The sequence below is a fragment of the Sphingomonas sp. CFBP 13706 genome (genome assembly GCF_014842355.1).
GTDB classification, from domain to species: domain Bacteria; phylum Pseudomonadota; class Alphaproteobacteria; order Sphingomonadales; family Sphingomonadaceae; genus Sphingomonas; species Sphingomonas aerolata.
In genome coordinates this window covers 38,372-51,678 of sequence record NZ_JACYVM010000011.1, presented here as the reverse complement: position 1 = coordinate 51,678, position 13,307 = coordinate 38,372, and the positions used below count along the sequence as shown (strand labels likewise).

Sequence of the window (13,307 nt, the reverse complement as noted above, 5' to 3'; positions counted from 1 at the left end):
GCACTTATAAGCCTCAAACGAATAAAGGGGGCCGCTCGGTAAGACGAGCGGCCCCCTTTTTCATATTATCGCCCGGTCAGAACTTACCGGCAACGCTCACCGCGAACCGGCGACCGATCAGGTCACTATAGCTCGCCGGGATGATGATCCCGTTGTACTTTTCGCCGACCCTGTTGAACAGGTTGGTCACGGCAAAGGTAACCCGGAAACGATCACTTGCGTTTATGTAGACGCTCGGATTGACCGTCACGAAATCCTTGAGCTTGTCGATTTCGCGAAGATCGGCACCACGGCTGACACGAGAGAAAAGCGCTTCGCCGGTATAGTTGAACGAAGTCGAGATGCCGAAGTCGTCATGAAAATAGGAAAGGTTGTACTGGCCCTGAAACGTCGGATCGCCCAGCGTTCCGTCGGTCCGCACGGGGGCAACGCCGGTGATGTCGTTGATGCGCTTTAGCGAGACGAACAGATTTCCCCGCATCCCGACCGAGCCAGGAATGCCCAGCCCCGACAACGAACGATTATAAGTGAGTTCGGACTGGATCCCTTCGAACTTGATCTTGTTTCCATTGACGAAACCACTTCCGACACCCGGGTTTAGGGGGTCGTTGACCACCTGGCCGCCATTGTTGCCACCGTTCGCCGATGCGCCGCCTTGTCCCTGTGCATAGCGTCGGATCTGTGAGCAGAACGCATTGCCGTTCGCCGGATCGGCGGCGTTGAACGTCGAATTGTCGAAACACGCCGATGCGATCTGCGCGACCGTCAGGCTGGCAATCGGATCCGAGATCTTGATGTTCACATAATCGACCGTCAGCGTCAGATTGGGAATGAAACGCGGCTGTAGAACGACACCGTAGGTGAAGCTCTTCGCCACTTCATTCGCAAGCCCGACATTGCCCCCGTTGCGTCCCGGGACGGTGGCGGCTGCGGCATCCAGTGGCGTGGCATTCGGGAATGCCGACAGGAAGGCCGCGCAGTTGCGGGCACGGTTTTCGGGCGCGGCACCGGCATTGATGTTGGCAGGCGAACACAGGTCGGGAACAGTGGTGAACACGTTCGCAACGGGGGAGAACAGCTCGGTGATGGCAGGTGCGCGGAACGACTTCGTATAATTGCCGCGCAGCGCGATATCCCGGATCGGCGCGAACGACACGCCGCCTGCATAGGCCGTGAAACCGCCATTGACGGTGTTGTTGACGTGACGGCCGCTGGCATTCAGCTGAAGCGAATGCAGGAACGACAACCCGTTCTGCGCCGTGACGATCGGAAGGATGACTTCGCCGAACACCTCGTCAACATTGTATCGTCCCGCGACCGGAAGAATGGCGACAGCACGCCCCTGCCCCAATTGCTCGAAGGTGCTGGGGGTGAAGCTGCCGCGCTCCTCGCGATGCTCATAGCCCAGGTTCAAGCCGGTCTCGTTGCCGAACAGGTCGAACGGGCTGCCGCCGACATTGACGTTGTAAACGATCTGTTCGAGCCGGCTCCTCGTGATGTTCTCGGATACGATGTACGACCGTGCCTCCGGGCTCGAAAGACCTTCACCCAACAGGTTGAGCGGCACGCAGGCGGCGTCTGCGACTGGCGTACCGCCCGGTGCAGCCTGCACCAACGGGGTTGCCGTGCACCCGATCTGTCCCGAGGCGTTCCGCGTGACGTTCACCGCATTGATGAACCGCTGGGCGTTGATGTCCTGTCGGGTATCGCGAATATCGACCCGACCGATGTTGCTGCTGGCTTCATAGTTGAAACGACGGCCACCAACATTGAAATCGCCGCGGACGCCGGCGACGGCACGATATTGCTTGTTGGTCGAGAAGCCCGTCAGGCCGGCCAGATCGAGCGACGCACGCGAGACCTGGAACCGCTGGACGCCGAGCGCTGTTAGCTGCGCGCGCGCCAGATCCGTCAGGAACGGGCTTGCGGTCGTGAACGTCAACGCGCCGCTGAGACCGCCGAACAGGCTGCTGTTGAAGGTCGGCTGCTGAACCAGTTCGTCACCGCGCGACTGGAATTAGGTTGCCTCGATGAAGACCTTGAACGCATCGGAAAAGTCGTAACCGGCAAAGCCGTTGAACACGTTGCGCCGCAGATCGCTGGTGATCTGCGAATAATCGTTGAAGCGGAACCCGTCGCCGCCGCTGCCCTGCTGGACGCTCACGAACCGGATACCCCGGTTGAAGGGCACGAGATTGCCGCTGCGGTCGAACTGATAATTCTGCACTGCCGCCGCGACTGAGCCGGTCCCGTTCGCGTTGGCGAAGGCCGACGTGATCAGACCTCCACCGGTCAGCAACGGCAACGTCCGGTCGCGTACCAGGATCGATCCGGGAAATCCGTCAGTTCCGGAATCATTGAAACCTATTCCCGTATTCACCCGGCCGTCATTTGCGGCGGTCGTACCAGCAGGGCGGCCGAGCTGCGCGGACTGCGCTGTCGAGGGATTGTCGGCCGATCCGATATTGTCGCGAAGAAAACCACGCGAATTGTACAGCAAGCCCTTTTGATAGTCGCGCGTATAGGCCAGCGTGATGTTACCGCGGCCATCGTCAAAGTCGAAGCCGCCCGCCAGCGCTAGGTTGTAACGGAATGCGTCCCCTTCTTCCGTGATACCGCTCAATGCGGTGTAGCGGACGCCCTTCAGGCGGGTGTCGAGAATGAAATTGACCGTCGAGGCAATCGCGTCTGAACCATAGGTGGTCGCCCCGACCGTTGAGATCTGTTCGATACGGTCGAGCAACAGCGTCGGAATGACGTTGACGTCGACCTGCGTCCCCGCGCCGCCCTGGTTGAAGATCGTCGTCACGTTGGACGATACCGAGCGGCGGCCGTTGATCAGCGTCAGCGTCCGGTTCGAACCCAGGCCAAGTCCGTTGATGAAATTGACGCCTTGGCCAAACGAACCCTGCGCGCCCGCGGGCGTGATGCTGCCGCGAATGCCCGGCGTCTCGTTCAGCGCATCGGCGGCATTGGTCAGGCCGCGATTGGACAGATACTGATTGTTGATCACCGTGATCGGCACGGTGCCTTCGACATTCGGCAGCCGGATACGCGATCCGGTGACGGTGATCTCTTCGGGGGCGGACTCGCGCCGCGTTGCGCCATCGGCGCCCACCGCCGGCTCGCCCGCGACCGGCGCGCACAGCGACCCATCGGCGAGACGCTCCTGGCCGGGCGTGCATTCAGGGGTGGTCGAGATTTGTGAATAGGCGGTGCCGGAAAATCCCGCGGCCAAGATGGCAAGCGCGGATACGCGAACGAGCAGATTGCATCGCATTAGTTATATCCCCCTGTGAACACGTGATTTTCTAGGGAGGCATCGGACGAAGATCGACCCTTACATGACGGAAGTGTCATTTGGCGCCGCACGCGTTGTAAGAATTCAACATATTTGACACAATATGTCGATTTATAATCTATGTTTGTTGTTAAAAACCCCTGCAAGGCCGCTTAGGTGTATTTTGGTTTAAACCCTATGGTTTGCGATCGCACGGCGGAAGCTGTGAGCCTCGTTGACAACGACGCGGCCGCTATCGCCCCGCTGCGGTGATAACGCCACCTCGCCTCTTCGAGTTCACAACATGGAATATGGAAGAGGATGTGTCGAATTGTTGCGTGAACGCTACAGTTTTGTGAAAACGCGGACTTCCGTTCATGCTGCAGCAATAAACCAATTGCGCGGCCAATCGCATGGCGTCACCCTCTCGCCATCGAATAGGGCATAAATGCCAACGCAAAGGGGTATTATGAAATTTTCTCGCTTTCTGGGCGCGACGGCGATCGTCGGCGCGCTTGCGGCACTGCCCGGCACTGCGCTGGCACAAACCGCACAGGATCAGGTCGCACCTGTTGCGGAAGCACCCCAGCGCGAAGCGTCACAGCCCGCGAACGACGAGATCCTCGTCACCGGGTCGCGCATCGCCAGCCCGAACGGCGAATCCGCGGTTCCCGTCAGCACGATCAGTGCGGTCGAACTGACGACGACCGCCAAGACGTCGCTCGGCGACGTCCTGAACGATCTGCCGCAGCTCCAGAGCACCTATAGCCAGGCGAACTCGACCCGCTTCCTCGGCACGGCCGGCCTCAACCTGCTCGATCTGCGCGGCCTTGGAACGCAGCGCACGCTCGTGCTCGTCAACGGTCGCCGGCATGTCGGGTCCGACATCCTCAACAACGCCGTATCGGTCGACACCAACACGATCCCGACTGACCTGATCCAGTCCGTCGATCTTGTGACGGGCGGTAATTCGGGCGTCTACGGATCGGACGCGCTGGCCGGCGTCGTCAACTTCATCCTGAAGGACAATTACGAGGGTCTGCAGGTCCGCGGCCAGGGTGCGATCAGCGAGCGCGGCGATGCAGGATCCTATTTCGGCAGCGTCCTGGCGGGCAAGAATTTCGCCGACGGTCGCGGCAACCTCGCGGTCAATCTGGAATATTCGCGGCAGAATGCGCTCTACGCGTCGCAGCGCGACTATCTGCGCCAGGCCAACGGCTTCATCGCAACCGATTCCGACTCCGCGGGCGTCGCTACCGGTCAGACGAACCTCAACTATGACGGCATTCCGGATTCGGTGTTCTTCCGCGATATCCGGTCGGCAACGATCTCGGCCGGGGGTCTTGTCGCCTTTGCAAGCCCGACCGGCGCGTGCGGGCGCGACAACACGCCGACGGCGACGTTCAACAATGCCGGACGCCCCTTCTCGTGCAACTTCCTGTTCCAGTCGTCCGGCGCCCTGGCGCAGCAAACCGGCTCGCGTGTCGGCCTTGCCGCAACGGCCGGCACGGGCAGTGCTACCAACCCGTTCCGCGCCAGCGCGGTTCCGGCCGGATCCTATCTGAGCGGCAATGGCGACACGCGCCGTGAAGGGCAGCTGATCCAGATCCTGCCAGAACTCAACCGGTATTCCGCCAATCTCATCGGCCATTTCGAGGTATCGGACGCCTTCGTCCCGTTCATCGAGGCCAAATATTCGCGTACCGATTCGGTCGGACAGGGGAGCTCGGGACCGGCCTTCTTCACCGGCCAAACGCTGGACCTTCTCTACGAGCGTCCGCGACTTGATAACCCCTATCTGTCGGCCGATGCGCGCAACACCATCGCTGCGCAGATCCTCGCAAGCGGTATCAATCCGACCACCAACGCACCGCTCACGGCCGCGAACATCACCGCGATCAACAACGGGTCCTTCCGCTTCATCCTGCGCAAGAACCTCACCGATCTGGGCGTCCGGACCGAAGCCGCGCGGCGCGAAACCTACCGTCTTGTCGGCGGTGTCCGGGGAACGTTCAACGACGACTGGCACTATGAGCTTGCGGGGAACTATGGCGAGTTCCGCGAAAAGACGAAGGTCATGGGCAATCTGAACCAGCAGCGCATGGTGCTTGCCCTCGACGCTGTCACCAATCCGGCAAACGGCCAGATCATCTGCGGATCGCAGCTGCCGGGTACGGGTCAGGCGCGCGCCGATGCGTCCTTCGGCGGCGACATCGCCGGAAACGCAGCCGTCCAGGCGGCGGATATCGCCGCCTGCCAGCCGCTCAATCCGTTCGGCGCCGGGAATATCTCGCAGGCGGCCAAGAACTACGTCCTTCAGGACACGGTTTCGAGTGGCAAGATCACGCAGCTCGACATCAACGGCTTCGTCTCCGGCGATCTGAGCCAGCTGTTCAGTCTGCCCGGCGGCGACATCGGCTTCTCGGTCGGCGGCGAATACCGGCGCGAGACGGCCTTCTACGAGCAGGATCCCTTGGTCTCGTCAGGCTACACCTTCTACAACGCGATCGGAAAGTTCGACCCGACCTCGTTCGAGGTCAAGGAAGCGTATGGCGAAATCCGCATACCGCTGTTGAAGGACATTACGCTCATCCGCGAGCTGACACTGAGCGGTTCGGGCCGCGTGTCGGACTACAAGGGCTCGGCAGGCACGGTTTACGCATATAGCGGCAACGCGACCTATACGCCGATCGATGGGATCCGTTTCCGCGGAAACTATTCTCGCTCGGTCCGTGCGCCCAACCTGTCCGATCTCTACTCGCCGCAATCGCAGAACTTCGCTAACGTCACTGATCCGTGCTCGGCGCGAAACGTCGCGGGGGGCACGCAGTTCCGGGCCGGCAATTGCGCCGCGGCGGGCATTCCGACCACCTACGACTATGTCTACGCACAGACGCTGGAGATTGTCAGCGGCGGCAATCCGCAACTCGACGTCGAAAAGTCGGATTCCTACACCTATGGCGTGCTGCTCCAGCCCAGGTTTATCCCGGGCCTGACGCTGTCAGTCGATTACTACAACATCAAGGTCAACAACGTGATCACCGCGCCATCGGCGCAGGGCATCATCAACAGCTGCTACGATTCGCCAACGACCGGCAACCAGTTCTGCTCGCTCTTTACTCGCGTTCCCGCGGGTCAGACCGGTGCTGTCGGTGAAGAGCAGTATCGCATCGTCGAGGGCAGCCTTCAGCAGACCCTGCTCAACTATGCAAAGCTGCAGGTTCGCGGCATCGACGTCGACCTGAACTACACGCACACCTTTGGCGATGTTCGCCTGAACAGCCACATCATCTACACGCACGTGCTGACCAACAGCTCGTTCACCGACCCGACGCAGCCGGGCTTTGCCGACACGACGGTCGGCGAAGTCGGAACGCCCAAGGATCAGGTCAACTGGAACCTTGGCGCTGATTTCGGCTCGGTCTTCGGCAACCTGCAGATGCGCTACATCACGAAGCAGTCCGTCGGGGCCGCCGAGAACCGTCAGTCGTTCCAGGGCCGCGTGCCGCAGAACCTCGACGATTTCGACATCCCCTACTACCCCGACGTGTTCTACATGGACGTGAAGTTCGGCGTGAACGTCACGCGCGAAACGAACTTCTACTTCGGCATCGACAACCTGACCAACCGCCTTCCGCCACTGGGCTCGACGGGCATCGGCGCCGGCACCGCGATCTTCGAGCCGCTGGGCCGCAAATTCTACGCCGGGTTCCAGGCGAAGTTCTGACCTGATCGCGATTTTCGCGACAAACGGTATCCCTTGGGGGGCGCGGTGATTTCCACCGCCCCTTTTTTTGTAACCCGCCGGTCCGCGGACACCTATGCGGTGCTTGCCGTGACCTAGTGCCGCGGCTTGCCCGCGCGAAGCGTCACGCAGATATACGCGGCGCGTCCCAAAGGCGCTGGAACCTGGTGCCCATCGCGGTCAGCAGTTCATATTGCGACATCCCCGACACAACGGCCGCGTCCGGCAAGGCTGCGTCAAAGGCGATCCAGTCCCCCTCGCACACAGTCGCCGAGGTCACGTCGATCGCGACGAGATCCATCGAGACCCGGCCGATCACTGCCAGCCGGTCCTGGCCATGCCATGCGGTGCCGCAATTGGAAAATCCCCGGAAATACCCGTCGGCATATCCAAGATTGACGACCGCGACATCGGTGTCGGCCTTCGCGGTCCATGTCGCATTATACCCGACCGCGTCGCCTGCGCGCACCCGCCGGACCTGCAGGATCTCCGCCTCGGGATAAACCACCGGCGTAATCACTTCGCCCAGTTCCCCTCGCGGCACCCCGCCATACACCGCCAGCCCCGGTCGGGTCAGATCGAACGCATAGTCGTGCCCCAGCGCGATCCCCGCGGAGTTCGCAAGACTCATCCGACGCGCGCCCGTCATGCCCTGCAACGCCGCGAACCGATCGCGCTGTACCGCGTTCATCGCCGCGTCCTCATCGGCGCAGGCGAGATGGCTCATCAACGTCTCGATCGTCAGGCCGTCGAGCAGCCCGTCGGCAATATCCTGCGCGGACACGCCGAGGCGGTTCATCCCTGTGTCGACCATGACGTCGCACGCGCCCCCGCCCCCGGCCTTCCAGCGCGCGACCTGTGCCGGCGTGTTGAGCACCGGGCGCGCGATGCCGGCGCGGGCGGCCGCCATGTCCTCGTCGCGGACGCCGTGGAGGACGGACACCGCCAGGCCGAGCGGCGCCAGTTCGACCGCCTCGCGCCAGTTGGAGACGAAGAAGTCGCGACACCCCGCCCCCGCCAGACGCCGCGCAACCTCGACCGCGCCCAGGCCATAGCCGTTCGCCTTGACCGCCGCGCCGCACGCGGCGCGGCCACTCATGCGGTCGAGCGTCTGCCAGTTGCGGACGAGAGCGTCGCCGTCGAGGCGCAGGCGGAGCGGGGCAGGAATATCGATCACCCGCGCGGGATAGAGCGCTCGCGCGGCATCGTCGATGACCTTCCCGCGTGTCCGCCCCCGCTCAGGCCCGATCCGTCCGTTACCGCATGGCGTAGCGCAGCCCGATCCAGAGCGTGCGCGGCGTTGCACGTTCGACGATCGTGCCGCTGCTGATCCCCGCCTCGACCGTTTCATCGAACAGGTTTTCCGCGCGCGCCTCGACGACCAGCGCGCGGGTGATCGGATAGGCCGCATAGGCATCGAGCGTGGTCGCGGGATCGAGGCTGCGGCTGTTCTGATCGTCGTCGAACTGGCGCGCGACATGGCGCACCGTCAGCGATGCGGCGGCGGCATCGCGGCGCCAGTCGACCGTCGCCGATACTTGGTCGCGCGGCGTCTGGGCCGGACGCAGCCCGTCGAGCGCGATCGCGGCGGCCGAGGCGTCCACGGTCGAATTGACGTGCGACCACGAAGCCTGGACGCCGATCGGGCCTGGGCGATACGCGGCATCGATCTCGAACCCGTGTGCGCGGATCGCGTCGAGGTTGCGGCGGACGCGCGACGCGCTGGTCGCGGTCGACGACAGCGTGACGTTGGCGATCGCGTCCTTCAACCTGTTGTAGAAATAGGTCGCGGCGATGCTGACACCCGGCGCGGGCGCCAGCGTGACCCCACCCTCGACCCCGGTCAGCCGCTCTGGCGACAGCAGCGCATTGGCCGCGGTCGTATCGTTGCCGACGCGGAACGGGCGATAGAGCTCGTTGAGCGTCGGCAGCCGCCAGCCGCGATAGCCCGCGACACGCAGCGTAACCGCGTCGACGGGACGATAGGCGATCCCTGCGCGGCCCGTCGTTTCGGTGCCCTCGCGATCGGCATAGCGCAGGTCGGTGACCGGCAGCCCGCCGGCAAGCGGGCGTTCCGACAGATAGCCCTGATCGATCGTCCAGCGGTCGATCCGCCCGCCAAGGCTGAACGTCACATCGCCCGCGACGAGACTGCCGTCCGCGAACAGCCCCGACGTGGTCGAACTGCCCCCCGCTTCGCGTCGCCGCGTCGGATTGCCGCCGGCAAAAAAGAACAGCTCCTGCGTCTTGCCGCTGACGTCGCGAATGTCCGCGCCGAGCCGCAGCGTGATCGCCTCACCGAGCGGCGGGAGAAGCTCGAACCGCGCACCGAGCCCGGTCGCGGGCGTATTATACTGGTCGAGCGACTGGGTCGTCGCGCTGCGTGCCGCATTAATGCTGCCAAAGCTCGAGGCAAAGGCGCGAGTCTGAAGATAACCGAGCAGCGAATAGCCCCAGCGCCCCCGGCCGACTAGCCGCAGGCTGGCATCCGCGCCCTCGCTGCGATTGTCGGTGAAATCGCTGCCGCGGTCGCGCGTGTCGGTGAAGGCGCTCGCGTTCAGCTGCAGCTCGGTGGTCGCGTCGACGGCGATCACCGTGCGCACCGCGCCCGACGCCTGTTCATACGGTGCCGGGCGATCGACCGCGCCGCGCGACCCCGCGACCGTCGGCGTGAAGCCGTCGCCGCGCGCATAGGCCCCTGACACGACCGCGAAACCGCCGTCGCGGACCAGCGCCGCCGAGGCCTGCGCGTCGACCGAATCGCGGCTGCCATAGGCGATACCCGCCTGGAACGGGGTCAGCTGATCGGGACTAGCGCTTTCGAGCTCGACCGTTCCCGCCAGCGCACCCGGCCCCTGATAACCGCTGCCGCCGCCGCGCGTGACGCGGATCCGGCCCAGCCGGCCCGTCGCATAGGCGGGAAACGCGACCCACCCGCCGAACGGGTCGGCCTGCGGGACGCCGTCGAACAGCAGCAGCGCGCGACTGGACGCATTGCCGCCGATGCCGCGCAGCGAAATGCCCTGGCTGGTAGGATTTGCGCTGCGTGAATCCGAGCGGCGGAACTGCTGCAGCCCCGCGACATCGGCGAGCACGGTTTCCAGCCGGTTGCTCGCGCTCGACTGGATACGGTCGCGCTCGATCGTGACGATATCATAGGCCCGGTCACCGCGTGCATCCGCCAGGCCGCGCCCGGTGACGACGATCACCGGCGGCGTCTCGGTGACGGGCGATGGGGCAACGTTTTGCGCGATGCCCGGCGTCGGGAGCGCGAGCGGAAGGAGAAGGACGGCGGACAGGCGACGCGATCGCGCGATAATGGTCATTGCGGGCTCATGCCAGTATTGCACCGCCGGCGAAAAGCCTCTTTCGCCAAAGACCTGACACCAGGGCAAAGGCGGGCGCGCGCACGCGCTCCCCCGCCCCAGCCGGGCTGCGTCAGACCAGTTCGACCGCGACGGCCGTCGCCTCGCCGCCACCGATGCACAACGCCGCCACGCCCTTGCGCAGACCGCGCGCCTTGAGTGCGGCGACCAGCGTGGCGATGATCCGCGCGCCGCTCGCGCCGATCGGATGGCCGAGCGCAGTGGCGCCGCCATTGACGTTCAACCGGTCGCGCGGGATTGCGAGGTCGCGCATCGCGATCATCGCCACCGTCGCGAACGCCTCGTTCACCTCGAACAGGTCGACGTCCCCGACGGTCCAGCCCGCACGGTCGAGCACCTTGCGGATCGCCGAGACGGGCGCGGTCGTGAACTGCGCGGGGGCGTGCGCATGCGCGGCGGTCGCGACGATCCGCGCCTCCTGCGCCAGCCCCAGCCGCGCGGCGACGCTCGCCCGCGTCAGGACCAGTGCCGCGGCCCCGTCCGAGATCGAGGCAGAGGTCGCCGCGGTGATCGTCCCGTCCTTGGCAAAGGCGGGGCGCAGGCCCGGGATCTTCTCGGGCTTTGCCTTGCCCGGCTGCTCGTCCTCGACGACCGCGACGTCACCGCCGCGCGTCTTGACCGTCACCGGCACGACCTCGTCGCGAAAATGCCCCCCAGTGACCGCCGCACTCGCCCGCGCCAGGCTTTCGAGCGCGAACGCATCCTGGTCCGCCCGCGTGAACTGATAGGCCCCCGCCGTGTCCTCGGCGAACGCGCCCATCGGCTTGCCCTTTTCATAGGCATCCTCGAGACCGTCCAGCATCATCGAATCGGATACGACGTCATGGCCGATCCGCGCGCCGCCGCGATGCTTGGCGAGCAGGAAGGGCGCATTCGTCATGCTTTCCATTCCGCCCGCAACGACCACGTCGACGGTCCCGGCGGCAAGCGCCTCGAACCCCATGATCGCGGCCTGCATTCCGGATCCGCACATCTTGTTGATCGTGGTGGCCTCGACCGAATCGGGAAGCCCCGCACCGAGTGCCGCCTGCCGCGCGGGCGCCTGGCCCAGCCCGGCGGGCAGGACGCAGCCCATATAGATGCGGTCGATCACCGCCGGGTCGACCCGTGCGCGCTCGACCGCCGCCTTGACCGCGGTCGCGCCGAGTTCGGTCGCGGTGACCCCTGACAGGGCCCCCTGGAATCCACCCATCGGCGTACGGGCATAGCTGGCGATGATGATCGGATCGTCGGTCATGGTGATCGTTCCTGTAAACGGCATGCGGCGTGCGCCAGTGGACCGGGGCCGGCGTCGCCGCGCACGGGCGCGGACCATACCGGATCATCCAAAGTCGCTGCAACCGACGCTCTGATCGCCCTGCCATACCCGCGGTAAATGGCGTGTCAACACCACCGCGCCGCCGTGGCGCGCTGCCCCGAATTGCCGGACGCAGGACGTCGCACCCCCGGCCCGACGCGGTACCCGCGCAACGAACCGCCAGACGCGCGCGTTCACAGGCCATGGTCAATCGACCGTGCCCAGACTTGGAAGCGTCACCGGCCAGCATAAGCCGGGACCCGAAAGGAGACGAACATGACCCATATGTTGCTCGCCGGCCTCGCGCTCGCGACCGCCGCCACCATGGCCGCACCGACCATCGAACACACGACGCGGGTCGATCATCACAGCGGCCCCGTGGAGGTCCGTTATCGCGGCGCGGTCGTCGTCGAACACCGCCAGATCGGTGCGGTCGCACCCGCCGGACAATCCTCGACGCTGCGTTGTGCCTGGACCGCCAACATGATCGTCGACCGGCACGCCAAGGCGTCGTCGGGGACGCTGATGACGCGCAACTTCGCGCGCGATGGCGTCGCGGCGGGCCACCAGCCGGGATGGTGCAGCAGCAGCCGCGCCGCGATCGCGCGCGAGGTCGCCGAGAAGACGCGCGACCTGCATCAGGACGTGACCGCGATGGCACAGGAAGACCATGACGTACTCCGCGCCGAACTCGATCAGATCCACGGAGCGTTGGCCGCAGGATGACGCGCCCCTTCACGCATACACTCGCGCTGACCCTGTGCAGCACGGCAGCCTTTCTCCCAACGTCCGTGCGGGCACAGGTCGCGCCCTCCGGCGGGATCGAGGTCGCCACCGACGAGGCACGCCGCGGGCTCAGTTGGAGCGAGGGCCGCGCGGTGCTGTCCGCGGATGCGGCGGCGTCGCTCGGCCGGATCGACGCGACCGCGCGTGTCACGACGCTCCGCAACGCCGACCGCCACGCGGGCGCCGACGCGGTCGTCGACGTCATGCTGGCGACGGGGTGGGAGCTGGGCGCGGTCACGCTCCGGACGTCCGCGACCGGGCATCTGTTCGCCGGCGCGCGCACCGGGATGGACTATGCCGAGATCGGCGCGTCCGCGCGGTACAGCTATGGTCCGGCCCGTCTGGTCGGTGGGATCGATTTCGCCCCGTCGCAGGATGCGCTGGGGGGCAGCAACGTCTATCTTTATGCGAATGCCGATGCCGGGATCCCCGGGACGCCCTACACACTGCTCGCGGGTATCGGGCACTCCTCGGGCACCACGACGGATCCGCTGCGCATACAGCGGCTGCGTCCCGGTGGCAGCTATACCGATTGGCGATTGGGCGTCGAACGCCAGCAGGGGCCGCTGACGCTCGGGGTCGATTATATCGGCACCGACATCGCACGCGCCGATGCGACCGGCCCGTTTGCGGATGCGCGACACAGCGGCGACCGTATCGTCGCCCGCGCGCGGCTGGGCTTCTGATCCCGCGGGAGCGCACTGATCCGCGCTCCCGAGTCCGGCCCCCTTGAAGGGCCGTGCTCACGAAGATCCAGAAATGACATGATGGGGTTTGGGAAGCCCGGACGTCCCTGAGGACATCCTCTGCTTC

The 13,307-nt window shown here is 65.0% G+C and carries 8 protein-coding genes; 3 read left to right on the top strand and 5 right to left on the bottom strand.

The genetic code is table 11. The features are described from left to right. Positions 1 to 76 precede the first annotated feature (76 nt). Positions 77 to 1,942 (bottom strand): TonB-dependent receptor, encoded by a 1,866-nt coding sequence (locus tag IFS44_RS16775; RefSeq protein ID WP_192099310.1) that lies wholly within the window; start codon positions 1,940 to 1,942, stop codon positions 77 to 79. A gap of 75 nt (positions 1,943 to 2,017) precedes the next feature. Beyond that, positions 2,018 to 3,280 (bottom strand): TonB-dependent receptor plug domain-containing protein, encoded by a 1,263-nt coding sequence (locus tag IFS44_RS16770; RefSeq protein ID WP_192099309.1) that lies wholly within the window; start codon positions 3,278 to 3,280, stop codon positions 2,018 to 2,020. Positions 3,281 to 3,749: 469 nt separating this feature from the next. Between IFS44_RS16770 and IFS44_RS16765 the strand changes: the two genes are divergently transcribed. Further along, complete coding sequence (locus IFS44_RS16765) at positions 3,750 to 7,007, top strand: TonB-dependent receptor domain-containing protein (protein WP_192099308.1); 3,258 nt, start codon at positions 3,750 to 3,752, stop codon at positions 7,005 to 7,007. 142 nt (positions 7,008 to 7,149) lie between these two features. On the opposite strand, the gene alr is transcribed toward IFS44_RS16765, so the two are convergent. The 3 genes from alr to IFS44_RS16750 form a co-directional block, all read right to left on the bottom strand. Then, on the bottom strand, positions 7,150 to 8,193 hold the full coding sequence (gene alr / locus IFS44_RS16760; RefSeq protein ID WP_342366463.1) for an alanine racemase: 1,044 nt from the start codon (positions 8,191 to 8,193) through the stop codon (positions 7,150 to 7,152). 88 nt (positions 8,194 to 8,281) lie between these two features. Next, a complete protein-coding gene (locus IFS44_RS16755; protein WP_192099306.1) occupies positions 8,282 to 10,351 on the bottom strand; it encodes a TonB-dependent receptor in 2,070 nt (689 codons plus the stop codon). A gap of 112 nt (positions 10,352 to 10,463) precedes the next feature. Then, positions 10,464 to 11,648, bottom strand: coding sequence for an acetyl-CoA C-acyltransferase (locus IFS44_RS16750; RefSeq protein WP_166746858.1), 1,185 nt, complete (start codon positions 11,646 to 11,648; stop codon positions 10,464 to 10,466). Positions 11,649 to 11,984: 336 nt separating this feature from the next. Between IFS44_RS16750 and IFS44_RS16745 the strand changes: the two genes are divergently transcribed. Both IFS44_RS16745 and IFS44_RS16740 read left to right on the top strand, forming a co-directional pair. Beyond that, entirely contained in the window at positions 11,985 to 12,434 is a 450-nt protein-coding gene (locus IFS44_RS16745) for a hypothetical protein (RefSeq protein WP_244648613.1), read from the top strand. Next, entirely contained in the window at positions 12,431 to 13,180 is a 750-nt protein-coding gene (locus tag IFS44_RS16740; protein ID WP_192099305.1) for a TorF family putative porin, read from the top strand. The genes IFS44_RS16745 and IFS44_RS16740 overlap by 4 nt, the downstream gene beginning before the upstream one ends. Positions 13,181 to 13,307: the final 127 nt, after the last annotated feature.